The 25,820-nt window shown below is 43.5% G+C and carries 25 protein-coding genes; 11 read left to right on the top strand and 14 right to left on the bottom strand.

Translation table 11 applies throughout. The features are described from left to right. Window positions 1–221: 221 nt before the first annotated feature. From ACFQ21_RS14135 to ACFQ21_RS14150, 4 genes are all read right to left on the bottom strand, one after another. Entirely contained in the window at window positions 222–629 is a 408-nt protein-coding gene (locus tag ACFQ21_RS14135; RefSeq protein WP_377579877.1) for a hypothetical protein, read from the bottom strand. Further along, the gene (locus tag ACFQ21_RS14140) at window positions 626–1,249 is read right to left on the bottom strand and encodes an AAA family ATPase (protein ID WP_377579878.1); all 624 of its coding nucleotides are present in this window, start codon (window positions 1,247–1,249) and stop codon (window positions 626–628) included. Before ACFQ21_RS14140 ends, ACFQ21_RS14135 begins: the two co-directional genes overlap by 4 nt. Before the next feature lie 64 nt (window positions 1,250–1,313). Then, window positions 1,314–2,615, bottom strand: coding sequence for a dihydrolipoamide acetyltransferase family protein (locus ACFQ21_RS14145; RefSeq protein ID WP_377579879.1), 1,302 nt, complete (start codon window positions 2,613–2,615; stop codon window positions 1,314–1,316). A gap of 438 nt (window positions 2,616–3,053) precedes the next feature. After that, window positions 3,054–4,304, bottom strand: a complete 1,251-nt coding sequence (locus ACFQ21_RS14150) for a competence/damage-inducible protein A (RefSeq protein ID WP_377579880.1) — start codon at window positions 4,302–4,304, stop codon at window positions 3,054–3,056. Window positions 4,305–4,382: 78 nt separating this feature from the next. Here ACFQ21_RS14150 and ACFQ21_RS14155 point away from each other — a divergent pair, with 78 nt between their 5' ends. From ACFQ21_RS14155 to paaN, 6 genes are all read left to right on the top strand, one after another. Next, window positions 4,383–5,369 carry an Ig-like domain-containing protein gene (locus tag ACFQ21_RS14155; protein WP_377579881.1) on the top strand — a complete coding sequence of 329 codons (987 nt, stop codon included), beginning with the start codon at window positions 4,383–4,385 and terminating at the stop codon, window positions 5,367–5,369. Between the two features lie 66 nt (window positions 5,370–5,435). Beyond that, window positions 5,436–5,990, top strand: a complete 555-nt coding sequence (locus ACFQ21_RS14160) for an RNA polymerase sigma factor (protein WP_377579882.1) — start codon at window positions 5,436–5,438, stop codon at window positions 5,988–5,990. Further along, window positions 5,974–7,389 (top strand): hypothetical protein, encoded by a 1,416-nt coding sequence (locus ACFQ21_RS14165; protein ID WP_377579883.1) that lies wholly within the window; start codon window positions 5,974–5,976, stop codon window positions 7,387–7,389. The genes ACFQ21_RS14160 and ACFQ21_RS14165 overlap by 17 nt, the downstream gene beginning before the upstream one ends. 200 nt (window positions 7,390–7,589) lie before the next feature. After that, entirely contained in the window at window positions 7,590–8,855 is a 1,266-nt protein-coding gene (locus ACFQ21_RS14170; protein WP_377579884.1) for a lactate 2-monooxygenase, read from the top strand. 88 nt (window positions 8,856–8,943) lie between these two features. Beyond that, window positions 8,944–9,666 carry a DUF4197 domain-containing protein gene (locus ACFQ21_RS14175; protein ID WP_377579885.1) on the top strand — a complete coding sequence of 241 codons (723 nt, stop codon included), beginning with the start codon at window positions 8,944–8,946 and terminating at the stop codon, window positions 9,664–9,666. Window positions 9,667–9,691: 25 nt separating this feature from the next. Further along, window positions 9,692–11,362: a phenylacetic acid degradation protein PaaN gene (paaN, locus tag ACFQ21_RS14180; protein ID WP_377579886.1), complete on the top strand. Its 1,671-nt coding sequence runs from the start codon at window positions 9,692–9,694 to the stop codon at window positions 11,360–11,362. A gap of 8 nt (window positions 11,363–11,370) precedes the next feature. Here paaN and ACFQ21_RS14185 read toward each other — a convergent pair whose 3' ends face one another. The 5 genes from ACFQ21_RS14185 to ettA form a co-directional block, all read right to left on the bottom strand. Next, window positions 11,371–12,939 (bottom strand): glycoside hydrolase family 32 protein, encoded by a 1,569-nt coding sequence (locus tag ACFQ21_RS14185; RefSeq protein WP_377579887.1) that lies wholly within the window; start codon window positions 12,937–12,939, stop codon window positions 11,371–11,373. A gap of 47 nt (window positions 12,940–12,986) precedes the next feature. Beyond that, window positions 12,987–14,327, bottom strand: a complete 1,341-nt coding sequence (locus ACFQ21_RS14190; protein WP_377579888.1) for a glycosyltransferase — start codon at window positions 14,325–14,327, stop codon at window positions 12,987–12,989. A 161-nt stretch (window positions 14,328–14,488) separates the two neighbouring features. After that, window positions 14,489–15,298 carry an SDR family oxidoreductase gene (locus ACFQ21_RS14195; RefSeq protein WP_377579889.1) on the bottom strand — a complete coding sequence of 270 codons (810 nt, stop codon included), beginning with the start codon at window positions 15,296–15,298 and terminating at the stop codon, window positions 14,489–14,491. Window positions 15,299–15,301: 3 nt separating this feature from the next. Then, window positions 15,302–15,670, bottom strand: coding sequence for a DMT family protein (locus ACFQ21_RS14200; protein ID WP_377579890.1), 369 nt, complete (start codon window positions 15,668–15,670; stop codon window positions 15,302–15,304). A 63-nt stretch (window positions 15,671–15,733) separates the two neighbouring features. Then, on the bottom strand, window positions 15,734–17,416 hold the full coding sequence (gene ettA / locus ACFQ21_RS14205; protein ID WP_377579891.1) for an energy-dependent translational throttle protein EttA: 1,683 nt from the start codon (window positions 17,414–17,416) through the stop codon (window positions 15,734–15,736). A 258-nt stretch (window positions 17,417–17,674) separates the two neighbouring features. Between ettA and ACFQ21_RS14210 the strand changes: the two genes are divergently transcribed. Both ACFQ21_RS14210 and ACFQ21_RS14215 read left to right on the top strand, forming a co-directional pair. Then, window positions 17,675–17,896, top strand: a complete 222-nt coding sequence (locus tag ACFQ21_RS14210) for a DUF2795 domain-containing protein (protein ID WP_039751840.1) — start codon at window positions 17,675–17,677, stop codon at window positions 17,894–17,896. Between the two features lie 359 nt (window positions 17,897–18,255). Beyond that, the gene (locus tag ACFQ21_RS14215; RefSeq protein ID WP_377579893.1) at window positions 18,256–18,855 is read left to right on the top strand and encodes an OmpA family protein; all 600 of its coding nucleotides are present in this window, start codon (window positions 18,256–18,258) and stop codon (window positions 18,853–18,855) included. A gap of 205 nt (window positions 18,856–19,060) precedes the next feature. Here ACFQ21_RS14215 and ACFQ21_RS14220 read toward each other — a convergent pair whose 3' ends face one another. Continuing rightward, window positions 19,061–19,732: a 2-C-methyl-D-erythritol 4-phosphate cytidylyltransferase gene (locus ACFQ21_RS14220; protein ID WP_377579894.1), complete on the bottom strand. Its 672-nt coding sequence runs from the start codon at window positions 19,730–19,732 to the stop codon at window positions 19,061–19,063. Window positions 19,733–19,901: 169 nt separating this feature from the next. Here ACFQ21_RS14220 and ACFQ21_RS14225 point away from each other — a divergent pair, with 169 nt between their 5' ends. Further along, window positions 19,902–20,147: a hypothetical protein gene (locus ACFQ21_RS14225; RefSeq protein WP_377579896.1), complete on the top strand. Its 246-nt coding sequence runs from the start codon at window positions 19,902–19,904 to the stop codon at window positions 20,145–20,147. 200 nt (window positions 20,148–20,347) lie between these two features. Next, window positions 20,348–21,538, top strand: coding sequence for an RsmB/NOP family class I SAM-dependent RNA methyltransferase (locus tag ACFQ21_RS14230; protein ID WP_377579898.1), 1,191 nt, complete (start codon window positions 20,348–20,350; stop codon window positions 21,536–21,538). Window positions 21,539–21,677: 139 nt separating this feature from the next. Here ACFQ21_RS14230 and ACFQ21_RS14235 read toward each other — a convergent pair whose 3' ends face one another. Further along, the gene (locus ACFQ21_RS14235; RefSeq protein WP_377579899.1) at window positions 21,678–21,977 is read right to left on the bottom strand and encodes a hypothetical protein; all 300 of its coding nucleotides are present in this window, start codon (window positions 21,975–21,977) and stop codon (window positions 21,678–21,680) included. Between the two features lie 332 nt (window positions 21,978–22,309). Between ACFQ21_RS14235 and ACFQ21_RS14240 the strand changes: the two genes are divergently transcribed. Then, window positions 22,310–22,522, top strand: a complete 213-nt coding sequence (locus tag ACFQ21_RS14240) for a hypothetical protein (protein WP_377579900.1) — start codon at window positions 22,310–22,312, stop codon at window positions 22,520–22,522. Between the two features lie 312 nt (window positions 22,523–22,834). Here the strand turns inward: ACFQ21_RS14240 and ACFQ21_RS14245 are convergent, their stop codons facing one another. From ACFQ21_RS14245 to ACFQ21_RS14255, 3 genes are all read right to left on the bottom strand, one after another. After that, window positions 22,835–22,996, bottom strand: a complete 162-nt coding sequence (locus ACFQ21_RS14245; RefSeq protein ID WP_377579901.1) for a hypothetical protein — start codon at window positions 22,994–22,996, stop codon at window positions 22,835–22,837. A gap of 612 nt (window positions 22,997–23,608) precedes the next feature. Then, window positions 23,609–24,556 carry a hypothetical protein gene (locus ACFQ21_RS14250; RefSeq protein ID WP_377579902.1) on the bottom strand — a complete coding sequence of 316 codons (948 nt, stop codon included), beginning with the start codon at window positions 24,554–24,556 and terminating at the stop codon, window positions 23,609–23,611. A gap of 90 nt (window positions 24,557–24,646) precedes the next feature. After that, window positions 24,647–25,798: a vWA domain-containing protein gene (locus ACFQ21_RS14255; RefSeq protein WP_377579903.1), complete on the bottom strand. Its 1,152-nt coding sequence runs from the start codon at window positions 25,796–25,798 to the stop codon at window positions 24,647–24,649. Between the last annotated feature and the right edge of the window lie 22 nt (window positions 25,799–25,820).

A 25,820-nucleotide genomic window follows, 5' to 3' on the forward strand; every position in this document is an offset into this window, starting at 1 on the left:
ATACCGATAATCTTAACAAAACAGATATATATTATAGATCATTATCAATAGAAAACACAAAATATTTACTTACCGAAGAATCCGGCACCAGATAAAAATAAAAAAAAAACGGCATCACAAAAGTGTACCGGTTCAAAAAAATCATTACATACATTAACTACACCTGGTTACAGGCAAGATATATATATCATAGTATACTTCAGGCTTACGCGTGTAATACCCTATCTGTTTCTCCAGTAATCGCGAATAACGTCTTTCCAGTTATCACCACTCTTCAGAAAAAGCACGGTATTGATCAGCATTTTATCTTCTGCTGATGAAATAACTTTAGTCTCAGCAGCTTGCAGTATAACATCATACAATTTATACTGAACCGTAGTACCTTCCTTTTGTGCCAGCGTTTTTATAGCCTCCAGAATTTTAGCGGTTGTTACTTCTTCAACAACAGCAGGTGCAGGCTCAACGACCGGTGGTGTAGTGACTTGCGGACTAACAACCGGTGCAGCTTCCGCGGCAGGTGGCGGAGGTGTTTCAATCTGCTCACTGAGTTTGGCAGGCGACACCAATGTAGCGGCCTGCTGCTTTAAAAAATCATCAAGGTCCTTCAGTGTATTTTTTTTCTTGCTCATGCGAGGTGATTGAGAATGGCTTGTGCTACCGGCTGATATTCTTTTTCAGCTTCAAGTGTACTGAAATTAACGAAAAGATTTTTCTGCGGTACGATTACCGGTAAAATAATAGCATCGAGATTTTTCAGATTCTCCCGTACAGAATATAGGTTGGTTGAACTGTGAATACGGTTCGGAAGAATTATGATCTTAAGTTTCTGATTAAGCTCCCGTGCTGGCGAAAGATCGGTTACAGTTTGATAGGTTACCAGTAAATCGTTTTGTGTAAGACTGGTTGGTACGATAACAGCATCGCTCACCAGACAAAGTTTTTTAATTCCTTCATCGGTAGTTTTACCGGCACTGTCTACAATGATGATGTCGTTCTTTTTATTCTCTTTCAGTTTGATGAGTTCATCGGCTACCTGGTGATCGTGCGAACCGAGTATCTCGAAATTCGCGAGGCCATCTTTCGCCTTGAACAATTCCATTTTACGAAGTGTGTTCAGGGTATAGTTGGTATCCGTCTCCACCAGCAGCACGCGCTTGCCAAGTTTGGAGAGAGTAGTAGCCAGGTTTATAGCGTTGGTGGTTTTGCCCGTACCGCCTTTCCGGCTGATGAAAGAGATAATTTTGGACATGCCTAAAAATAGTAAACCCGAACGGTTTAAGAAATCGTCCGGGTCATTTCACGTGTCACGTGTACTAAATACTTCTGTTTATGTCGAATTTCTCAAGGTAATCGGCCACTCTGCGCACTACACTTCCGCCCAAAGCTCCGTCTACCACCCGGTGGTCGTACGAATGTGAGAGGAACATTTTGTGTCGGATCGCGATCACATCGCCATACGGCATCTCCATAACAGCCGGCTTTTTCTGTATGGCCCCGAGGGCTATGATGCCCACCTGTGGCTGCATGATGATCGGGGTACCCATTACATTACCAAACGAACCAACATTCGAAATGGTGAACGTTCCCCCGGAGAGTTCATCCGGTTTCAATTTGTTATCACGGGCACGTCTGGCCAGGTCGTTTACAATTTTAGCAAGACCGGCAAGATTATACTGATCAGCATTTTTAATGACCGGTACAATAAGATTTCCGGAAGGCAGCGCTACTGCCATACCTATATTAATATCTTTCTTCTTGATAATCCTGTCACCATCCACCTGCACGTTGATCATCGGGTAATCTTTTATAGCCAACACAACAGCTTCGATGAACAGCGGAGTAAATGTCAACACATCACCATCGCGCTTCTGAAATTCACCCTTCACTTTGTTACGCCACTGCACGATGTTGGTAACATCGGCTTCTACAAATGAAGTAACGTGCGGGGCTATACGCTTGGAGTCTACCATGCGCTCGGCAATCATCTTGCGCATGCGATCCATTTCGATGATCTCATCACCTGCGTTGATCGAAGCCTGAACTTTTGGTGCTGATGTAGTAGCAACGGCATGCTTCACGGCAGGTTGAGGAGTTGCTCCTACCTTACGTGACTGTACATAGTCCAGAATATCTTTCTTGGTAACACGACCTTCTGCACCACTGCCGGATATAGTTTCAAGCTCGGCTACCGGAATATTTTCTTCACGCGCAATATTCTTTACAAGTGGTGAGTAAAAACGTGAGCTCGATTTAAAATCAGCAGCATCGTGTGAAGCTCCGTTGGCATGTGCTACAGCAACTTCCTTTACAGCAGGCTCAGAAGTTTTCTTTCCTTCGGCCGGTGCCGTTGCTGCTGCGTTTTTACCTTCAGCAACATCGGATGTAATGATGGCAATGGGAGCACCCACTTTTACAACATCGCCTTCCTTCGCTAAAATTTCTTTCAGTATACCTGCATAAGTGGATGGAACTTCAGTATCTACTTTATCAGTAGCTACTTCGAGTACAGATTCATCCTGCTCGATTTTATCGCCAGGCTTTTTGAGCCAGGTTAATATCGTAGCCTCGAATATACTTTCGCCCATTTTCGGCATGATCAGTTCTACCTCTGCCATGATTCAATCGGTTGTTTTTTGATGTGGCAAGTTAATCAGGTTTTGGATTTTTCACATGCCTGACCAACTCTTTGAAAGAAAACGTTCAAAGAAGATATTTTCAGCTAACGGAATTCTGAAAACAGGTATACATGCCAAAGAAAAACAAACATTAGTATACCGCACTTTCACTTCGAGTATCGATAAAGCCGAGAAGAATGATTGCATCACTTGTGACTTTATATAGCAACGTGGTTTCTTCCTTCACCGACCTCATGAGGCTAAAGTATAAAATTATTTCTGCAAACTCAATCGCACCATACCGCAATAGTTTATCGGAGTAAGCGATCTATACTTGTTTGTGTTAATGTGTTGAGGTTCGTTAGGGTTGAACGTATCGTTTAATTTAACAACAATGGTGCATCACCATAACCTAAACACGTAAACACTTAAACACGCTCAGCCTTTCGGCAAACTCAATCGCACCAGGTTCAGCACCGCAATAGACGCCATCTTGATATTCAATAATCGTTCTTTCGACAATTGTAGTTTTCGTGTTACAGTTTGATGTTTATCGGAGTATGCAATCCAAACCGTACCCACGGGTTTCTCAGGCGTAGCACCGCCAGGGCCTGCTATACCGCTTGTTGCTACACCTATATCTGTGTTGAATTTAGCGCGCACCAGGTTCGCCATTTCGCGAATGGTCTCTTCGCTTACCGCTCCATATTGCTCTAACGTTTCGGGTTTTACTCCCAGCTGTCTCATTTTAATAGCATAGTCGTACGGTATAATACTTCCTAAAAAATATGAAGAGCTTCCCGGTACACTGGTGATCATGTGCGAGAGGTAGCCACCGGTACAACTTTCCGCTACTGCTATAGTCAGTTTTTTATCGAGCAGTCTTTTGCCTACTGCTACTTCCAGCGGTTCTTCGCCATAGCCATATATAAATTGTCCTATACGCTCACGCAGTTTTTCGGTGAGTACTTCGGTTTCGTTCACCAGTGCCTCCGTTGTATTACCAATACCGGTAAGCCTCAGCTTTACTTCCCCCAGGCTGGGCAGGTATGCGAGCTTGATGTGTGGAGGCAATGCATTTTCCCACTCCACTATTTTCTCGGCCAGAAATGACTCCCCTATACCTACGGTACGGATTACTTTATGATATATAGCCGGAGTACTGAATGTCTTCTTCAACTTCGGAATAACCAGGTCGGTCATCATCCGTTTCATTTCGTGTGGCACACCTGGCATGGACACAAATACTTTACCGTTGCGTTCAAACCACATGCCCGGAGCAGTACCCAGCACGTTGGTAACTTTCTCGCAGCATACCGGCAGGGCTGCCTGCTGGCGGTTGATCTCTGTTAGTTCACGACCTCTGCTTTTGAAGAATTCCGTTACTTCTGCCAGTGCTTCTTCATGAATCTTTACTTCGCAGTTAAAATACTTTGCCAGGCAAGGCTTCGTTAGATCATCGTTCGTAGGACCCAACCCACCTGTGATCAACACAATGTCCGCGCGCTTCTCTGCCTCTGCAAATGCAGTAAGGATCTCTCCTTCCTGGTCGCCAACCGTTGTCTTTCGAATTACCTTTATACCGGCATTACTGAGTTCAACACTCATCCATTGCGAGTTCGTATCAACAATTTGTCCATATAGTATCTCATCACCGATGGTCAGCAGTTCTGCCAGAATAGTCTTCATAGATCACTTTAAAATTTTCAAATCATCTTCCAACGTTCTGCAAAGGAAACCAGTCTTACCTAATAAACAAACATCTCTATGAATCCGACACCGATTAAAATTAAAAACTGGCTGCAGGTAATTATGATAGCGGCAATCGCCATGCTCCACTACTCCTGCGATGTATTGCAAGACGATGATCCGTCCAATGGCTCGCAGGTAGAAATCAGTAATGACAAGGTATATGTTTTGCCCAACGGTTCTGCCTATATCGATCTGTACTCCAAAGTAAAAACGTCAGGCACCGTCAGACTGAACATTTCCGGCCAGCCGCGACATGGAAACATTACGGAATTAAGCAGCGGCTTCCTGCAATATTCACCGGACAACTCTTTTAAAAGAGGACAGGATGCCATAGCCTTCTCTATATATTCAGAGAGCAACGAATTTATCAAGTTCGACAGTGTGATCATTATCGTAGAAGATGACACTACGCAACTTCCATGTGGTATATATCCGCGCAACGATTCTGTTTATAATGTTACCGGCCCGGTCACTATAAACGTATTGCAGAACGATGTGCTCTGCGATTCTTCCGATCTTATTGTAGAAGTATATAAACCTTCTTCAAGTTTCCCTCCGTATGCAGGTACTGCTACAGTTGTAAGCGGTAACCGTATACAATATACTCCGGGCGGATCATTTACCGGCACAGACAAGATCATTTACAAAGTATACTCTCCGACCGACACCTCGAAGGTTGGATTTGGTGTAGTATATATTGAGAAAGAGCAGGCCTGCAACTGGCAGCTGCGCAACGATCACTATACGGTAAACACCGACTCATTAACTACCAACCTGCTGCGCCTGCTGGTTTTCGCCAATGATACGCTTTGCCTGGACAGCTCACAGTGTACATTCTCAATCTCGAAAGCTCCGCGATACGGCACTGCATCGCTCTATAAAACATACGCGATAGACTATATCGTGCCGGATACAACAGCAACCATTACGGACAGTCTTTACTATAAAGTCTGCCACGGTTCACAATGCAAGGAAGCAAGCGTGGGGATAACGATTCACTGACCTGAAACAAAACTAAAAAACGACCCAATACAGGTCTTCACTTCGCGGTGAAGACCTCCCCTGTTTATGCAATATCAACACTTGCTGGAACGATGCAAAAAAAAGGACGCTTCCGCACAACGGATCCTGTACGACCTGTTCAAGGCCAGACTCATGGGCTTATGCAGGCGGTACGCAAAAAACCGCGAAGATGCACAGGACATGCTACAGGAAACTTTCATCAAGATCTTTACAAAAATACACCAGGTTGAGACCGCGAATAAGCTTGAATCGTGGATGAAATCTATAGCGGTACATACAGCCATTGATCACTATCACAAATCGAAGAAAACGAGCCTGCAGCTCTATACCTCTTCGGATTATGATATAGCAGGCATTGACACAGAAGGTATAGTAGGAAACTTGTCGGATGAATTCCTCATCTCTGTTATCAATGAACTGCCGGAAGGCTGCCGCATCATCTTTAACCTGTTTGAAGTGGAAGGATATAGTCATGCCGAGATTGCCACGTTGCTGAATGTAACGGAGGGCACATCTCGGTCGCAGCTTCACCATGCGAAGTATTTGCTCAAGGAAAAATTAACACGTATCGGAATTAAGCGCTATGAAAAGCTTGCCTGAAAAAGATTTCTGGAATAACATCAAAACACGGTTAAGTAACTATACCGAAGAACCGGAAGATGACTGGGATGATATTGCCGCTATCATTTCTCCTTCGCGTTATGATGCCCGCAAGTGGATTGAGCTCTCGCAGGATATAGCTTCTGCCGTGGTGTTGGTACTCTTGCTATTGTTTACCGTTAACACAACGGATACCATACCCGCCAGGGACGAAATTGCAGGTATAAATTCCGCTACTGATACACATAAATCTGCTGAAGAGTTAACCCGAGGGAGGGAGCCTGCATCTGTTAACGAGCAGAAGAAACATCATGACGCACGCACTGATGCTGAGAATCAGAAGATCAAATCAGAAACTTCTTCCGGGAAGACTGGCATTCCCGTTCAAGATTCAGGAAACAGTGAAAGTATAAACACATCTACAGCTCAAAATACATCCATATCCAACGTTCACAAAAAGAAATATAGCAATAACAACCTATATACCGCTAAACAAACTACCAGCGAAAAACCAACAGATCTGACTATAGATACACAAGAGAATAACGATCGTATTTCAACCTCTGCTGAGTCAGATAGCATAAAGAATGCTGACAGCATCAACGCTAATGGAACAACGAACAATCAATCGGCAACACGTAACCATTCTTCAGAAATCGCGAAGGAGGATTCGGCAAAGAATATAACTAAAACCGACAGTATCGAAGACAAGGAAACAGTGAAGAAAGAGGAACAGCAGCAGAAAAAACGCGCGAAAAAATTCCACCCTGCGATATACTTTACCGTTTCACCTTCGCTTGCCTACCAAAAAATAGTTCCGGCGAAGAATGACGCCATAAACATCACCGAGTTAAAATCAGATGGTATATTTTCTTCCAACCGGTTAGGACTTTCGATTGATGGTGGTTTCCAGATACCCGTCACCCAAGCTATAGAAGTATACGCGGGTCTCTCCTACTATCAACAAAATCAAACCATAACGTATAAATATAGCGCCGGTGCCGTAGAAGAGATCGAAGGAAATCCGGATGAAGATTACATCATCAAACCGGGCATCAAACAAAAAGAGTTTTCGTATGCCATGCGCAACGCAGGTATATCAGCAGGCTTCTTCTATCGGCTAAAAACAGATAAGCTGATGCACAAGATCGGGGCCGGACTGCAATATCAAAAAGGCTTTCTCCGTGCAGGCGGAGGCGACACCTATAGCAACCGTTCTTCAAACTACTTTAATTATCAGTTGCTATACCGGCTGGAACTTGCTGTAAATACTCGAACGAATTTTTATATACAACCTAGCTTTACACATGCTATACGGGCCAGCGAATCCCTCCAGGAACCCTTTACTTTAAAACCGTATCGGGCTGCCATTGGCATTGGTATGATCTATCGTTTCTGAGAGATGTAGTATATGGTTCCGTATAAACGCCACAAATTGCGGCCGGGAATTGCATTGCCTCACCAGAAGAAACATAATCGCTTACTGTTGAAAGTAATTCATTTTCTGGTACAGCTGGCAACGCAAAACACCTACAAACAAGATGAATAGTGTAATTCGCTGGTAAAGGTTATTTTAGAGAATACCTTATCACCGATCGCATGAAATTCACAGCTCCCGACTGGCAGAAGGAAATATACCTTAGTGGTTTTGCAGGCATTTTACCGCGCGTCAATATTGATCTGGCAAATCTCGAAGCCTCTGCGAAACGACACATGAGTCGTAACGCTTATGCTTATATAGCCGGAGGTGCGGGTTGTGAAGACACCATCAAGAGCAATCGCAATGCCTTTACGAAATATAGTATTGTGCCACGCATGCTATGCAACGTTGGCGAACGCGACACCTCTGTTGAACTCTTCGGAGAAAAACTTCCATCACCATTTTTACTTTCTCCAGTCGGTGTACTGGAGATGGTTCACCGCGATGCTGATATTGCCGTAGCGCGTGCTGCGGCACAACTTGGTATACCCTATATATTTTCCAACCAGGCAAGCTGCCCCATGGAAGCGTGTGCCGCAGTTATGAGAAATAGTCCGCGGTGGTTTCAGCTATATTGGAGTAAATCGAATGAACTGGTAGCAAGCTTTGTGCAGCGCGCTGAACGTTGCGGCTGCAAGGCCATCGTTGTAACGGTGGATACTACATTGCTCGGGTGGCGAACCCGCGATCTTGAACTTGCCTACCTGCCTTTCCTGGAAGGTAAAGGAATAGCGCAATATACTTCAGATCCTGTTTTTCAAAAAATGCTGGACGAACCTGACGAAGGTGCCGATGTAAAAAGAAAAATAACGCTCAGGAGTATAGCCGGACTGGTGAAGATGGTGAATAATTATCCCGGCAATAACTTTCTGCGTAAACTTCGATCAGGCCGACCGATAAAAGCCGTGAGAAAATTTACAGCTACCTACTCTAATCCATGCACCACATGGAATGATCTGACTTTTTTGAGACAACAAACAAAATTACCCATACTGTTAAAAGGTATCCTGCATGCTGATGATGCACGCAAAGCATTAGACTACGGTATGGATGGAATTATCATTTCCAATCACGGAGGCCGGCAAGTAGATGGTGCTGTTGCCACACTCGATGCGCTACCAAAAATATATGATATCACGCGGGGCACAATACCCGTGTTGCTTGACAGCGGTATTCGCGGAGGTGCCGATGCTTTTAAAGCACTTGCTCTGGGCGCGAAAGCTGTTTGCATCGGCCGGCCTTATGTATATGGACTGGCGCTTGCCGGTGAACAAGGTGTATATACCGTACTCCGCAATTTCATGGCCGACTTCGAATTAACGATGGCTCTTTCGGGCTGTAAAAATATTCAGGAGATTACTGCGGATCGTTTACAGCGAACCTAAATCTCCGCGCCAAAATGCTTCTTTAAACTACAGGACGTTTACAAGGGTCGTAGACTTTTATTTACCTTTCACGCGAATTAAACAGTTTATGAAACGATCGACATTTGCAATGCTGACAGCGCTGGTATTCACGGCCTGTACCACCGCTCAACTTAACCAGACCATGAGCGAAGTGAACAAAGCTCTTAACACCGAAAAACCATTAACCACTGCCGAGGTAGGCGAAGGATTGAAGGAAGCGTTGGTAAAAGGTATATCCAACGGATCAGACATGGCTTCGCAACTGGATGGCTACTTCAAAAATCCGAAGATCAAAATTCCGTTTCCCCCGGATGTTAAAAAAGTAGAAGATAAATTACGACAGATTGGTCTGGGCAGTGAAGTAGATAAATTTATACTTACCTTGAATCGGGGTGCTGAAGATGCCGCCAAGGAAGCTAAACCTATATTTGTTAATGCCATCAGGCAAATGACTATTCAGGATGCATGGAGTATTTTACGCGGGTCAGACAATGCAGCAACGGAATATTTAAAGCGCACAACATCTGCACAACTGCGCGAAAAATTTCAGCCGGTTATTGCGAGCTCGCTCAGCAAAGTAAATGCAACGAAATACTATAGCGACCTGGTAACACAGTATAATCGAATTCCGTTTGTTGAAAAGGTAAATCCGGATCTGAATGACTATGCTACCACGAAAGCGATGGACGGATTATTTTTACTGATAGCCGATGAAGAGAAGAAGATACGCGAAGATCCGGTGGCCCGTACAACTGAATTGTTAAAAAGAGTTTTTGGCAGCAAGCAATAAAATAAACTACTAAACAACCAGATATATGACCCTCTTTGAAAAACATAAAGCAACGATCACCAATGCCGTAAAAGCATTACACGACAGAACTTTTTTTGCATACTATCCTGAACATCCCGCACCTGCTATATATGGCGAAACTGCTGATGCCGATGCACAAGCTAAATTCAAGGCGACCCTTGGAAAAAAGTTTGAAGAGCTGAAGCAACCGGCAGCTGAAGCATGGATTGGCGAAGAAGAATCGCCTTACCTGCAGGAAGCGTTGAAGATACAGTATCCTTCCTATAGCGTTCAGGCGTTGGTTGATAACGCGAAGAAAGCGTTTCATGTATGGCGAAAAGTTTCGGTTGACGATCGTGCCGGTATATTAACGGAATCATTGGAGCGTGTTAAACAACGTTTCTTCGAGATTGCGTATGCCACCATGCATACTACGGGGCAAGGGTATATGATGGCGTTTCAGGCCTCAGGCCCACATGCTGCTGATCGCGCACTTGAAGCTATAGCGGCAGGCTATGAAGAATTACAGCGCTTCCCATCCAAAACAGTTTGGGACAAGCCCATGGGTAAATTTAATATACAGCTGAACAAAGAGTGGCGTGCTGTACCGAAAGGTATATCGGTTGTTATAGGATGCTCAACATTTCCTACATGGAATTCCGTTACCGGCATATATGGAAGTCTTATTACCGGTAACGCTGTTATTGTAAAGCCGCATCCCGGTGCAATTTTACCCATTGCTATTGTGGTTGCCGAAATCCAAAAGGTGCTATCGGAAAACAATATAGATCCATCAGTTTGTCAGTTGGCGGTAGATACCGTTAGTAAAACTATAACAAAAGAACTGGCGGAACATCCGGAAGTAAAGCTAATTGATTTTACGGGAAACTCAGCCTTTGGAAGTTACCTGGAGACATTACCGGGTAAAACTGTATTTACGGAAAAGACCGGAGTCAACTCTGTTATACTTGATTCGGTGGAAGACGTTGACAAGGTTGCAGCAAACCTCGCTTTCTCAGTCGCTTTATATAGCGGACAGATGTGTACAGCTCCACAGAATTTTTATATACCGGAAGCAGGCATCAAGACTGCTGCCGGTGTAGTGTCGTTTGATGAATTTGCACAGAAACTGGCCGACCAGGTAAATGCTATAGCCGACAACCCAAAAGCCGGACCGTTTGTATTGGGCGCTGTACAAAACAAGAAGACATGCGAGCGTGTTACCGATGCCGAAAAACTTCCGGGTAAAGTATGGTTAAAGTCACGCACGTTCGAGAACCCGATGTTTAAAAATGCACGCGTAGCTACACCCGTTCTTATTGAGGTGGATGCATCCAAGAAAGAGGTATTCAGCAAAGAATTATTCGGCCCGATTGCTTTACTGATCAAAACAAAAAATACAGATCAAAGTATAGCACTGGCACAGGAGATGGCACTGAAGTACGGTGCTATATCTTGCGGAGCCTATACAACGGACAACAAAGTAAAAGAAAAGATTGCCGATGAAATGTCACTGGCCGCTACACCTGTATCATTTAACCTTATTGGTGGTATATATATGAACCAGCATGCTGCATTCTCTGACTTCCATGTAACCGGAGGTAATCCTGCAGGTAATGCATCGTTCACCAATCCTGAATATGTTACCAAACGTTTTACGTGGGTGGGTATGCGTGAGCCGGTAAAGATTAGCTAATCAACATTTTAATCCAGCCACACCGATTTGATTTTCCAAACGCGCATATCAGCTTCGGCAGTACCACCCTCGGCAAATTGCTGTAAGCTATATTCAGATGATGTCGGAAAGATCTGATCGGTAATAACCTGTTCTCCATCGTTGATATAAACTTCAACGATGGAGTTATCTACAAATACCTGCAACTTCAGTTTACCATTCTGCAACTTGACCGGTGCGCGATCTACGCTGGGAAAATTACTATGAAACGACACATTACCAGACTTCGTCCGATCGATGTATACCTCCTGTAAACTCTTGTCGTAGCCAATAATCGTTTCCTCGTTTTCACCGGTTATGATTTTAAATCCAAACTTCGCGGCATTGCCCGCGGTATAGCTATAATTGACTTCAAAACTTTTTCCGGGAAACACTTTACCAGGCGGAGTATATTTTACGCTATCATCCCGGATTGCAGCCAGTTCCCGAACAGGCTTCTGAATCACACGATAACCATACGCTGTATTTTTCAGATATAGCTCACGCGGCAGCGTCATAGCACTTCGCCATGGCTCGGTTGGTATATCCTGTCCGTAAGCCCAATTGTTAGCCCAGCCAAGCAAGATAGTCCGACCATCGCTCTTCGGTACATTGTTAAAAGTAACAGCTGCGTAAAAGTCTTTACCATATTCTAGGTATAGCGGGTACTGTTTCGGATACTCAGGCGTAAATTTTCTTCCATCAAAATTACCAACGAAGTATTGCATACCGACAAAGGTTGGTCCTTGCGGATGTGAGTTCGAAATGAGCAGCACCCATTTTTTCTTCGCAGGATTATCAAGCAACGGTACCTCTATCAGATCCGGACATTCCCATATTTTTGCAGTGTCTCCGAGCGGACCGAATTCACTTAGCAGTTTCCAATCTTTTAAATTCTTTGATTCGTAAAACTGCGCTTTGAATTTATCGGGAACAACCACTGTCATCACCCATTTCTTTTCCGGTTCATACCAGAAAACCTTTGGATCACGAAAATCTTTCAGTTTTTTATCAAGCACCGGATTGTCAGTATACCGCGTAAACGTCCTGCCACGATCTTCACTATAAGCTACACTCTGATGCTGCGTTAACTGTTGGTTGTTACGATGTACGTGTGAGGTATATATAGCCACCATACCACCTCCGCCTTTCGAAAAAAAGCCACTGGTATTATTCACATCCGCTACGGCACTACCGGAAAAGATCATCGTACTATCGCCTGATGCTTTATCTGTATATTCTGTGATCGCTACTGGCAAATGCTCCCAGCGAAGCAAATCGCTGCTTACCGCGTGCCCCCAACTCATGTGTCCCCATTTGTTACCAAAGGGATTATACTGATAAAACAAGTGATACTCACCATCAAAGTATAACAATCCATTCGGATCGTTCGTCCAATTATGATCGGGCGAAAAGTGAAAAGCAGGTCGGTATTGTTCGGTATACTTCCTCGCTTTGACTGTATCGTCCACAACGGTCCCCTGCGATTCAACGGGAGGTTTTATAGTGCAGGATGCTGTCAAAATCAAGACAACGGCATAAACAATATACTTCTGCATAAATCTTTCGTTTGGGTGCATGAAGAAAGATACAACAGTATAACTGATTATTCAATGGGTGGAAGACTTGACAAAAGTGTTATCGCTTTATCAATGGAATACGACCGATTCACCTGTTTCAACGCTTCAACGTTCTTCTTAAATCTTCCATCTGTCAGCAATTGATGGAGTTTACCATGAATATCTTCCGGGGAGTCTGTCTTCATATCGCCACGCAAACCAAGCTGATGGTATACTACGCGCGTTGAATTTCCGGGAGGGTCCATCACCGATTCACCCGGATATACCAGCATCGGCACTGCCTGATCGATTGCTTCTTTAATTGAATTCAATCCGCCATGCGTTATAAAAACATCCGAATACTGCAGCACGTCCAATTGGGGAACGTATGGAAGTATATATATATCGTCACTATACTGTATATTATTTGTATCGAGGCTTGTGGCTAACAGCAGAATTACATTAAGATCGTTCAGCGCGACAATCAAATTATCTATAAATGAAAGAAATATTTGAGCATCATCAATGGGCACCGTACCAAAGGCACAGTATACAAGTTTTTTATGGAGAGCTTTTCTTTGCAGGATCTTAGTTCTGACAGAAGTATAGGCATCGTTACTAGCTTCGCTCCGTCCGTAGTCTACCTGGAAGCCTACATAGTGCTGGTTCGGGTACATCCTGGCTTCTTTAAAATCAAATTCACGCGGCAGAAAAATAAACTCCTGCAAATTATCCAGCACCAATCCATAGAACCGTTGCTGTGCTGCTATATAGCGACCCGGTATTTTATTTTTACGAACCCTCCGGTGAATAATCGTATCATCGTCCATGCCCAGAAAGCGCAGCTTCTGTTTCCACAAGCGATTTCGTTTTTTCTGTTTCAGTAAATTTATCTCGCGCGTTATACCTGCCTGATCATCCGGAAAAACAAGACTATTCACCGGAGGAAAATTATCCGTAAGCACAGACGTTAACATAGCATGCACCAGCGCCAATCGTATCTTTCGTGATTTCAGCAGCGGATATAGCACGATGAAATCTGTAGTCTGGTGTGTATCGAGTAGAATTACATCGGGCTCAAATGTATCCAGCAACTTTGTTAGCTCTTGTTCGCGCTTATTATATAGTTCATCATTCCAGCGATCTTTCAATGCATGGAAATATACCGGCTTGCGTTTTTGCTGCTCGCACATCCATTCTTCAAGTCCTAATCCAAACGGAACGGTCTTTAACGGGTAATACGAAAATCCCTGGGAAGTTATATACTTAAAAAAGAACTGCACACCAGCAAAGAGCACCTCATGCGACTGCTGCAACGTACGCGCCAACTGAAAGCACGGATTAAAATGTCCTTTACCGTGATAGCATAGAAATAGATAGCGAGGCATGGAAAAAGTCCGAAAGTCCGGAAGATAGAAAAAGTCCGAAAGCCGGAAAAAGTTTTTAAGTGTTTATCCCGCGAGCAATATCAATATTATGAAGACGAGTCGTATCCATCCAACTTCCCGACTTCCTGCCTTTCCGTCTTCTCGACTTTCGGTCTTCTCGATCACCGAACCTTCGCACTCCGGATATACCTGGCAAACCAATTCGGAAACAACCGCTTAAAGCGAACTCCCAACGTTTCAATTCCGCCTATATATACTTCGTTCTTTTTCTTTTCGATGGCGTGTATAATTTTTCGGGCACACCAATCGGCAGGTTTACCTTTGTATTGTGCATCGTCCATTTTACCTAACGGACTTCCATCACCGGTAACAGCAGAGAGTGTGATGGGTGTATGAATAAATCCGGGACAAATCATGGTAACGGTAATAGCATCTCTTACATCCTTCCAGAGTTCTGCACGAAGAGAATCGAAGAAACCATGAAGCGCATGTTTAGATGCCGCATAGCCTGACCTATACGGTGTTCCAAAAATTCCGGTGACGCTCGATACCGTTACCAGGTGTCCGCTCTTACGTTTCAGAAAATGTGGCAGTATATTTTTAGTAAGTGCTACAGCGCCAAAGTAATTTACATCCATGATCCGCTTGTCTACATCAAGCAAAGTATCTTTTGCAAAACTCCGCTGGCTGATACCTCCGTTGTTTACCAGTATATCGATATGTCCGAAAACCTGGATGGCGGCTTCAGTGGTAAGTTTCAGGGTTTCTGTTTTAGTAAGATCGAACGGCAGCACATGTATGTTGGCTTGTGCAGAAGATATACAATTACCTTTTACACGCTCAAGTTCTTCTTTTCTTCGGGCCGACAGAATCAATCGCGCGCCCTGCTTGGCCATCTCATACGCAAGCGCTTCTCCTATCCCGGATGACGCACCGGTAATCCAGACAACTCTGTTTTTCAATTTTGCCATAATCTACTTTTTGAAAATAAAATATACCGCCAACACCAGGAACACAAAACCGATCAGATGATTAAGTTTAAACGTCTCGGTTTTGAAGAACAGAAACGAGAAGATCATAAAGACTACGAGCGTGATCACTTCCTGGATTACCTTGAGCTGCACCAGTGAAAATGGTCCGCCATATTCTTTAAATCCGAGCCGGTTAGCCGGGACTTGCAGTATATATTCAAACAACGCTATTCCCCAACTGATTAGAATGATACCGATCAGCGGTAAATTCTGACTCCACTTCATATCCTTAAACTTCAGGTGACCATACCAGGCCAGCGTCATGAAGGTGTTGGATAGTACCAGTAAAACAATAGTATAGATAGTTCGCATGGCTATAAAAAATTACCGGCTGATGAGCGTTTTATTTTCATCAGCCGGACTATATATATTCTTTTACTTCACCAGTTTTTTGTACCTGATGCGATGTGGCTGATCATCGCCCAGGCGCTTACGTTTATTCTCTTCGTATTCGCTGAAGCCTCCTTCAAACCAGAACACCTGCGAATCGCCTTCAAAGGCAAGGATATGTGTGCATACACGATCGAGGAACCAGCGGTCGTGAGATATAATTACCGCACAGCCGGCAAAGTTATCAAGTGCTTCTTCGAGTGCACGCAGTGTGTTTACGTCCAAATCGTTGGTAGGCTCATCGAGCAGCAATAAGTTACCACCTTGTTTCAAAGCTATAGCAAGGTGTACGCGGTTACGCATACCACCGGAGAGTTCTTTTACTTTCTTCTGTTGATCGGTTCCGTTGAAGTTAAACTTACCAACATAGGCGCGCGAGTTCTGCGTTTTACCTCCGATCTCGATCAACTCATTACCACCGGTAATAGCCTGCCATACGCTGTCTTCCGGATTAAGATCATCGTGCTCCTGATCAACGTACGCGATCTTTACTGTTTCACCGACTTCAAAATTACCAGCGTCTGGTTTCTCTTTACCGATGATCAGTTTAAACAACGTTGTTTTACCTGCACCGTTCGGTCCGATAATACCAACGATACCAGCAGGTGGCAACGCGAATGTCAGGTTCTCATAGAGTAATTTATCGCCATAGCCCTTCGCTACACCTGTTGCTTCGATTACTTTATTACCGAGGCGTGGTCCGGGTGGTATAAAGAGTTCGAGTTTCTCTTCTCGCTCTTTTGCTTCCTGACTTAACAATTTCTCGTACGCGCTCAAACGAGCTTTACCTTTCGCCTGGCGTCCTTTCGGATTCATGCGTACCCACTCCAACTCGCGCTCCAATGCTTTTTGTCTCTTGGATTCAGATTTTTCTTCCTGCGCCAGACGTTTTTGTTTCTGATCGAGCCATGAAGAGTAATTTCCTTTCCAAGGTATACCTTCACCACGATCAAGTTCAAGAATCCATCCTGCTACGTTATCAAGGAAGTAACGGTCGTGGGTTACTGCGATTACCGTTCCTTTATATTGTTTCAAGTGTTGTTCAAGCCAATATACTGACTCGGCATCCAGGTGGTTGGTAGGTTCATCGAGCAACAGTACATCCGGCTCTTTCAGCAGAAGACGGCAAAGTGCCACGCGTCTTTTTTCACCACCTGAAAGATGTTCAATTTTAGCATCGGGTGGAGGACAACGTAATGCGTCCATAGCACGCTCAAGTTTACTATCAAGTTCCCACGCATTAACGGCATCCAGTTTTTCCTGTATCTCGCCTTGCTTGGTGATCAGCTTATCCATGGCATCCGGATCTTCCATTACGGCCGGATCAGCAAATTTTTCGTTGATGGCTTCAAACTCTTTCAGCAGCGACACAATTTCATGTGCACCTTCTTCCACCACTTCTTTTACCGTCTTGGTCTTGTCAAGCTGCGGCTCCTGCTCCAGCAGCCCAACGGAGAAACTTAAATCAGACACAACTTCTCCCTGGTATTCTTTATCTATACCGGCAATAATGCGTAACAACGATGACTTACCCGACCCGTTAAGACCGAGTACGCCAATCTTGGCTCCATAGAAAAAGGAGAGGTAAATATTTTTGAGAACCTGTTTGTTGGGCGGGTAAATCTTATTTACGCCCGCCATCGAGAAAATAATTTTTTCGTCAGCCATGAGTATGTATTGGTAAAAATGGTTGGTCTCTGATAAAATTATGACCTGAAGTGCTACTTCATTTCAATAATTCAGAAAATTAGCCGTTGAGTTTATGGCCGCAAATATGGCTTTTTTAGTCCATAGTGCATAGTGGGGAGCCGCTGACTGCACGCGGCATGGGGTTACTTTTTGGTTTTTAATACTATCGAGTACTAACTATTGACTATGCCCTAATTAATTTTATTTTTGCGAAAAATTAAAAGGAGGACGTAAACTATGTATTGGACTCTTGAACTTGCCTCTTACTTAGAGGATGCTCCCTGGCCGGCAACTAAAGACGAGTTGATCGATTATTCTATCCGTTCAGGCGCTCCCCTGGAAGTAGTGGAGAACCTCCAGGAACTGGAAGATGACGGACAACCTTACGAAAGTATAGAAGAAATCTGGCCAGACTACCCAACCAAAGAAGACTTTTTCTTCAACGAAGACGAGTACTGACACCGACAAACATTTTTACATTATCATGTATTCTTGCTGAAGCCGACCTTCAAAGTCGGCTTCTTGCTTTTTTGTGAAGGAAAAGTGCCTGATCGTTTATCGGTATAGGTGTATTTATTTCTGCCGATTTATGTCGTCAAACGAATCATTTATCCATTAATCTCCAATTCTGCCTTTCTTTCGCCATTCAAAAAATCTGAAAACCCTTTCTATACATCTATAAATACAAAGCCAAAACTTTTTTTTAACACTCTATCTCTAACAATCACAATCAAAGACGTATGGTAAATGTTTTAAAGGGCAAGCATCTGTTCAGCTTCCTGTTAACAATTTGTATTCTGTTCAGCTCATGTAAGAACATGAACAAAGCAACCAAAGGGGCTATTATTGGTACAGCAGGCGGTGCCGCGGCCGGTGCGCTCATCGGTAAAGCTGCAGGTAACACGGCCGTTGGTGCTATCGCTGGTGCTGCCATTGGTGGAACAGCCGGGTATTTGATCGGCCGGTATATGGATAAGCAGGCTGCTGAACTAAAGAAAGACCTGGAAGGCGCAGAAGTGGAGCGTGTAGGCGAAGGGATAAAAATTACTTTCCACCAGGGTATACAGTTTGCTACCAACTCTTCAGAAGTAACGGCAACATCAAAAACCAACCTGCAAGACCTGGCGCGTGTACTCAACAAGTATGACGACACCAACATCCTGATCGAAGGACACACAGACTCAACCGGCAAGTATGACTATAACATGACGTTATCCGACAAGCGTGCGGCTTCTGTATCAACCTATTTAAAAACGTTAGGTGTTACGGGTACACGTATTACAACGGTAGGCTATGGGCCGGATCAACCCGTAGCAGATAACGGAACTGAAGCCGGTCGCAAACAAAACAGACGTGTAGAAGTAGCGATCTTCGCGAACGAAAAACTAAAGAAGAAAGCCGAGAAAGGCGAGATATAGTATATATATCTTAGATTTAAGAAAGGTGGTTTTCGGGCCACCTTTTTTATTAAGGCTAATGGTGCTGGCCGCTGGCTTCAGGACGGGCGTTGTAAACTCATCGTTTTTTTTCCGGGTAAATATATAGCCTCAGGAAAAACGACCAGTAGCCGGAAGCCAGTAGCTTCTCATACACGCCTCACAACTCATGACTCAAAGCTCGCAGCTATTTCGCCATGAGTGCCTCCGCTACAACCAAGTCTTCCGGAGTGGTGATCTTTATATTCTCATAGCTGCCTTCAAAGAGCGATATGCGGTGGCCGGAGAATTCTGCTACGCTGGCATCATCGGTAAAATTGGGATCTTCTTTTACCTCGTATGCCTTTTTGATAAGATCAACCTGAAATGTTTGGGGGGTTTGAATAAGTCTGAATTTAGAACGGTCCATCGCTTTGGTTGTATCCTGATCCGTCATGCGGATGGAATCTTTCAATCGCACAGAAGCCACGGCACATTGGTGTACTGCTGCCAGTCTGAACGATGCCCCTATAATATCTTCACTCACCAACGGGCGAACACCATCGTGTATAGCGACAAGTCCACCGCCCTCAATTTTATCAAGACCATTTTTCACCGACTGGAATCTGGATTCACCCCCCTTTTGAAGTATAACCGGTTGGGTAAAATTATACTTCTTACAAAGAGCTTCCCATGTCTCAAAGTCATCCTGTGGCAACACCAGTATAATTTTGATAGAAGAAGAGTACCGGTAAAAAGCCTGGAGCGTATGCATGAGTATAGGCAAGCCACTCAACTCCAGAAATTGTTTAGGAAGCTTGCTCTTAATGCGCGTGCCCTTTCCTCCGGCAACGATGATAGCGTACTCTGTGGCGTTCAATGCAAATTATTTTACGCAGCAAGATAGTGAATTAGCTGCGAGCCACGAGCTGCGAGATCAAAAGCTACAGGCTTCTGGCTACAGGACCAGCAACCAGTAGCCTGTAACCAGAAGCCACTTCTCAAAGCTCGCAACTCAAAGCTCACAACTAATTTGGCTATCTTCGAATATGATTCGTCTTCTATTGATGGCTTTTAATGTAGCAGTAATCACCTACCTGCTCTACCACCTGTTTGAAATCGGGCGACAACCGATTGAGCGTTCCCGGAAAACAATTATTATCATTAGCGGTATTCTCCTTTTGTTGTCACCGTTTGTTATGTTACTGCGCATCATACCTCCTACGCCTCTATATTTCCTGATATACCCGGTAGCCATAGGGTTGTTTATATACATGACGAGAAATGGCTACTAGCTGCCAGACTTTGTTTGCTGGATTCACGTTTACTGCCATGAACCTGTAGTTTTAAGACTATGGTAGCTCTGTCTTGTAGCCAGCGGCCAGAACCCAGCAACTAATTTTTGCACATTTTTTCGCACCTTTGCACCAAACTCACAGCCCCTCTTCCCACACAACTCACAGCTAACAGCTCAAAGCTCGCAGCTAACTTAAAAATGAAGCTATACAACAACACAACCAACGCAGTAGTACAGGCACTCGAACAAATTTTTGGCGAGCAACGCTATGCTGATAAAGTAATTGAAAAAGTATTGAAGCAAAATTCCAAGTGGGGTGCCCGCGACAGACGATTTATTGCTGAAACAACATACGACATTGTGCGCTGGTATAGGTTACTCCGCGAAATATCGCAGGCTGGTGAACATGATTACTGGAAGATGCTAGGGGCTATTCTTGTACTGCAAGATATACCGTTGCCTGCATGGGAAGAATTTAAAGGTGTTAATCCCAACGAAATTGCCAAGCGAAAACGCAATGCTGATAAATTTCGCAAGGTGCGCGAATCTATACCCGACTGGCTGGATGAACTTGGAGAAAAAGAAATTGGCAAGCTCTGGGATAAAGAACTCAGCTCGCTCAATGAAGAAGCACAAGTTGTTCTGCGGGTAAATACATTAAAAACTACCAAGAAAGATCTGCGCGAACGACTTCTCGAAGAAAATGTACAAACCTATACTGTGGAAGGTTTTCCGGATGCATTGCTTTTAAAAGAACGACAAAATGTTTTTATCGCTCCTTCATTCAAAGGCGGGTTGTTTGAAGTACAGGATGCGGCTTCTCAACTCATCGCTCCGTTTCTAAATATAGAACCCGGTCAGCGTGTAATCGATGCTTGCGCGGGTGCCGGTGGCAAGACACTACATATAGCGGCTCTTATGAAAAATAAAGGGCGCATCATTGGCATGGACACTGAGAAATGGAAGCTTGATGAACTGCAAAAGCGTGCGCGCAGGGGTGGCGTTACAAACCTCGAAACACGTGTGATTGATTCTTCCAAAGTAATCAAGCGACTCGAAAATTCTGCCGATCGTTTATTACTCGATGTACCTTGCTCGGGTTTAGGTGTACTAAAACGCAACCCCGATGCCAAGTGGAAACTCTCTGAAGAGTTTATCACCAATGTAAAAGAACTGCAACAACATATACTCCAAGACTACTGCCAGATGGTAAAGCCCGGTGGACTCATGGTATACTCCACCTGCAGTATACTTCCATCTGAAAATCAACAACAGGTAAAAAAGTTCCTCGACAACAATCCATCAGACTTCGAACTCCTCGAAGATCAACACGTATGGCCAAGCGATGGGTTTGATGGATTTTATATGGCACTGCTGAAGAGAAAGTAGTGGCTGCTGGTTTCTGGCTGCTAGCTACTGGGGATGCAGCTGTGAGCTTTTAGTCGCGAGTTGCGAGAAAGAAGCACTAAGTACCCCGTCAGCATCACAGAATTCAGGACACAGAAATTATTTCTGTTAACGACTGGATTTATACTTTCCTCCGAAGCAATTCAATATAAATGCTATGTGCCAATTTTTCCAATACAGAGTTGCGTCCTGCTATATCCGTAAGATCTACATTTTGCGCAACGGAGATTAGCCCAATATAGTGATCCAGTAATTTATCATCATCCTCAACGCCATCTATGCCCATCAGGGTAAAGATGGTTTCGCTCAAGTGTAAGTGATAATCACCCGCAGAAAGCCCAAGTTGACTAAGACCATTAACAAGTTTACTATTGATGAGATCGTCTTTGATTAAAGAGATGATTAGTTGTTCTGTTTGCATGTGATTCAAATTACAACACAAAGTTATCTGGTCAGTTTGAGAAAAGTGTCATACAGAAAGTTGACGGCTTCATCTTTACATTGGAAACAAAATAATCTCTTCGGCGATGAAGGCTCGTAAGCATCAGAGTCCCGGAGACCGGTGCCTCTGATGGGGAGGCAAGTTTAAAAATAAAAGTATTAAACTATTAACACAATTTTAGCTACGGATATGTATACGGCTTATGCACATTAAGCTACTAATACAAATTTCGATAGCATGACGATGAAGGCTCGTAAGCATCAGAGTCCCGGAGGCCGGTGACTCTGATGGGGAGGCAAGAGGACGTAATTATGGATTACCTGAATGGAGGGCACGATGATAGAACTATAACAAATAAAATGGTTCGTGACCTTAGTGGTGAAGATGATGTTAATAAAGTAAAGAAAGCATTTCAGAAGTTGAGGAAATTAGGAAAAATAGTTCCTGTTAATGAAAAATCTAATGCATTTGATTTTTCATATAGGCTTAACAAAAACGAAACCGATAAAAATATCGGCTCATGATTTTTTTTCGCATCAGGACATTTAGTTCCCCATTAGAGTCACCGGCCTCCGGGACTCTGATGCTTCGAGGCACCATCTATAATGGAACTAACCATTAACGGACTTATAGTGACTGATCGCTATATCTCCAACTTCACCTAACTCATTAAAACCCCATCAGGGTCACCGGCCTCCGCGGAGACAGGTGACTCTGGTGGGGAGGCAAAAGTAGCTTCGAGCTTTGAGCAGCTGGTTGCTAGACGATTCACGCCCCATCAGAGTCACCGGCCTCCGGGACTCTGATGCTTCGAGGCACAATCTACAATAAACCACCTAACCGTTAACGGATTTGTAATGACTAATCGCTATATCTCCCATCTCGTTCAATTCATAGTACCGAGCTCTGGAATGTTTATACTGTGTAAAATCATCAACCAGATTCCATTTACCGCGCACCGGATTATGATGAATATAATCCAGCTTCTGTTCGATCATCCTTTCATCGTAGCACTTACGTGCATCAAACGATAACCTGAACACTTGGTGGTTCTTACCTTTCAATTTTCTGCACGTTCAACACCTTTCGAAAGTATCTCTAATGTATCCAGTCTATTCTGTTTCCGTAGTCCAGTCACTATAGAGTATGCCATAAATCGTTTACCGTCACCTACAATTTTACTTAACGATGTACCGCTGTGTGTTGGAAAAAGTAAAACATGAAAGTGATTCGGCATAATAACATAGCCGAGCAACAGGCAGCCATCATGCTTTAAATGATCAAACCATCTATAGACGCTGTGGTAAGCATTCGCTTCTTCAAATAGAGGGAGCCAATTATAACATGTAACAGTGCAAAAATAAACTTCGTGAGTTTCGACTTGGAGTGTATGCAACATTCAGCTAACGGTATCAAAGTATAAAAATAAAAGTATTAAACTATTAATACAATTTTAACTATAGACATGTATACGGCTTATGCACATTAAGCTGCTAATACAAATTTCGCTAGCATTACGATGAAGGCTCGTACGCATCAGAGTCCCGGAGACCGGTGACTCTGATGGGGAGGCGAGCAATTAACTAACGCCATTGCAAAAAGTATCTTCATCAAAATATAACCGACATAAGTGCTATAAAACCTGCAAGCTCAATGATCGCTAAACCCATACCTGCAACAGGCATTATCTTTCTGGACTTTATATCCCTAAAAAAGTCTCTTTTAATCTTATCGTGACCCGCTACCGATTCAAGTTTTTTCAAGACTTCCTTATCTCTCGCACCAATAGAGTAAAACAAATAGTTCTGTTTAGTGAAGGTATGATCTTCCACAAGTCTAAAGAAGAATTCAGGCTTGTTATTCGCTACCTCATATACTACTCTTTTATAATATGAATTTACATCATCCATAGGCAGCTTTGCAAGACTATCTCTCAATACGGCATATTCTACGATGGATATATTTTGAATAAGATAATTCATTATTTCAAGATATCGATTGTGTCGCTCAACTGTACTATCGCGGATATACTTTATCCTTGCATCCGTGAATATCCTGAATTCACTATGATTCATCCTCTTATTTTTGAGCTTCTCCCACGAATCATACCTATCTTCAAAAGGATGACTATACATGCGAAATAAATGATCCACTTCTGTATTTGCCACACTATACCGATCCAAATAATAAGCATTATTTAACTCTTCGTTTGCCACAGCAGTATTTACCACAGGCATCAACAATACTTCCCTCTTCATTTTTTTAGAGTCTCGAATGAGTGTCAAACTGCCATCCTTCTGAATGATCTTAACTTTTTTACCGATATAGGTACTATCTGATTGCCAAACGAGCGTATCGACACTAGCAATTCTATATCCTCTTGGTGCGGCCCCGTAGTAGCTCCCCATCTCAAAAACAAGCGCATCTGTTTTACCCAGATCAACATAATACACTCTCGATCTTTTAATAGCCTCCAGCAGCACCCTACTCGAATCATTTTGAGCCAAAGCCAAAATTGAATTGATCAAGTTTAAAATCACAACTAAAGTATATTTCATATCAACCATCCGCATTAATCCAATATTTATTCTAAAGCCAGGCGGCAACGCACCCAACAGGTACGTTGCCGGCAAAAAACCATCAACCAACTACTCCCACTTCAGATTTTTAGCTGTGCCTTTCTGCTTGATCGATTTCATCATCGATGCATCCAGCATGGCATCCTTGCTTTGTTGCGATGCATTTTTTGATATATACTCCTGGCGTTGTTTATTCAACGACAATATTTCATCCTGAATCTTCTTACGCTCCTGCGACTTTTGCTGAACATATACCTTGCGTTGCTCGATAGTCATGCTTTTCATTTCCGTTGGCAAATCTTCTGTTTTTGTTTCAGTAATTACCTTATCGTTATCTTTGGCAGCATCCACCAAATCCCAACTGGAGTTTTTATAAGCATGTGAACTCTTGGAGACAGCTCGTTCAGCTTTATTTGCCTTACCGTAGCTTTCGGCATTATTATCCTGCACAACCTGTTGTGACTTTTTATACGATCCGGTTTTACCGTAGTATATATAGGTAGTATTCAGTTGATCATTCAGCGCAGCGATCTTATCATCATAGGGTGTTGGTATATATACTGTTTTACTATTCTGCTGGATACTCATAAATGTACCACCTGTTAAATCTGCGCCACTCTTCCAGTTGGTGAGTATACCTTCATTAAAGTCACCACAGAAAATTGTATTTACGACAACACCTTTTTCTTTAGCCTGCGAACATGCCAGTTGATACGACACTGATCCTTGCGTGAAGGGCTCGTTGCCGGCAATAAAGATCATCTTCAAATCTGCATCCGAGGCCGACCAGGCTAACTGGTTCAATGATGTTCGGATAACATGCCCACAAAATTCATTACCACCATTGGTACGAAGCGAGAATAACTTTTCAGAGATAACATCAAGATCGTCAGACAACGGACTCACCTGCCGGATATATCCCTCTGATTCAGGCAAACCATCGTTGCCATATTCATATAGCGCAATCTTTATCTCTGGTTGCGAGCCATCACCACATTTAGCGGCTGCCAGTTCATTTACAATTTTCCATAGCTGCGCTTTCGCCTGATCAATAAGACCGTCCATGCTGTTGCTGGTATCAAGCAGCAGTGCTAACATGATCGTTTGAGGTTTTGCTGGTTCCTGCTCATCTATAGATTCTGACGTAAATGCCATCAGGAAAACCACAACCGAAAACACAAATGCTTTCGGCAAAATGCTGAAGTAGATTATAGGCTTCATAATTCCGTTTTTGTTTCAGTAA

The sequence above is a fragment of the Ohtaekwangia kribbensis genome (assembly GCF_042676245.1).
Lineage (GTDB): Bacteria > Bacteroidota > Bacteroidia > Cytophagales > Cyclobacteriaceae > Ohtaekwangia > Ohtaekwangia kribbensis.

Coding starts and splice junctions, on each gene's coding strand:
- ACFQ21_RS14135 (WP_377579877.1), bottom strand. CDS start 629: ATGAGCAAGAAAAAAAATACACTGAAGGACCTTGATGATTTTTTAAAG.
- ACFQ21_RS14140 (WP_377579878.1), bottom strand. CDS start 1,249: ATGTCCAAAATTATCTCTTTCATCAGCCGGAAAGGCGGTACGGGCAAA.
- ACFQ21_RS14145 (WP_377579879.1), bottom strand. CDS start 2,615: ATGGCAGAGGTAGAACTGATCATGCCGAAAATGGGCGAAAGTATATTC.
- ACFQ21_RS14150 (WP_377579880.1), bottom strand. CDS start 4,304: ATGAAGACTATTCTGGCAGAACTGCTGACCATCGGTGATGAGATACTA.
- ACFQ21_RS14155 (WP_377579881.1), top strand. CDS start 4,383: ATGAATCCGACACCGATTAAAATTAAAAACTGGCTGCAGGTAATTATG.
- ACFQ21_RS14160 (WP_377579882.1), top strand. CDS start 5,436: ATGCAATATCAACACTTGCTGGAACGATGCAAAAAAAAGGACGCTTCC.
- ACFQ21_RS14165 (WP_377579883.1), top strand. CDS start 5,974: ATGAAAAGCTTGCCTGAAAAAGATTTCTGGAATAACATCAAAACACGG.
- ACFQ21_RS14170 (WP_377579884.1), top strand. CDS start 7,590: ATGAAATTCACAGCTCCCGACTGGCAGAAGGAAATATACCTTAGTGGT.
- ACFQ21_RS14175 (WP_377579885.1), top strand. CDS start 8,944: ATGAAACGATCGACATTTGCAATGCTGACAGCGCTGGTATTCACGGCC.
- paaN (WP_377579886.1), top strand. CDS start 9,692: ATGACCCTCTTTGAAAAACATAAAGCAACGATCACCAATGCCGTAAAA.
- ACFQ21_RS14185 (WP_377579887.1), bottom strand. CDS start 12,939: ATGCAGAAGTATATTGTTTATGCCGTTGTCTTGATTTTGACAGCATCC.
- ACFQ21_RS14190 (WP_377579888.1), bottom strand. CDS start 14,327: ATGCCTCGCTATCTATTTCTATGCTATCACGGTAAAGGACATTTTAAT.
- ACFQ21_RS14195 (WP_377579889.1), bottom strand. CDS start 15,298: ATGGCAAAATTGAAAAACAGAGTTGTCTGGATTACCGGTGCGTCATCC.
- ACFQ21_RS14200 (WP_377579890.1), bottom strand. CDS start 15,670: ATGCGAACTATCTATACTATTGTTTTACTGGTACTATCCAACACCTTC.
- ettA (WP_377579891.1), bottom strand. CDS start 17,416: ATGGCTGACGAAAAAATTATTTTCTCGATGGCGGGCGTAAATAAGATT.
- ACFQ21_RS14210 (WP_039751840.1), top strand. CDS start 17,675: ATGTATTGGACTCTTGAACTTGCCTCTTACTTAGAGGATGCTCCCTGG.
- ACFQ21_RS14215 (WP_377579893.1), top strand. CDS start 18,256: ATGAACAAAGCAACCAAAGGGGCTATTATTGGTACAGCAGGCGGTGCC.
- ACFQ21_RS14225 (WP_377579896.1), top strand. CDS start 19,902: ATGATTCGTCTTCTATTGATGGCTTTTAATGTAGCAGTAATCACCTAC.
- ACFQ21_RS14230 (WP_377579898.1), top strand. CDS start 20,348: ATGAAGCTATACAACAACACAACCAACGCAGTAGTACAGGCACTCGAA.
- ACFQ21_RS14235 (WP_377579899.1), bottom strand. CDS start 21,977: ATGCAAACAGAACAACTAATCATCTCTTTAATCAAAGACGATCTCATC.
- ACFQ21_RS14240 (WP_377579900.1), top strand. CDS start 22,310: ATGGATTACCTGAATGGAGGGCACGATGATAGAACTATAACAAATAAA.
- ACFQ21_RS14245 (WP_377579901.1), bottom strand. CDS start 22,996: ATGATCGAACAGAAGCTGGATTATATTCATCATAATCCGGTGCGCGGT.
- ACFQ21_RS14250 (WP_377579902.1), bottom strand. CDS start 24,556: ATGAAATATACTTTAGTTGTGATTTTAAACTTGATCAATTCAATTTTG.
- ACFQ21_RS14255 (WP_377579903.1), bottom strand. CDS start 25,798: ATGAAGCCTATAATCTACTTCAGCATTTTGCCGAAAGCATTTGTGTTT.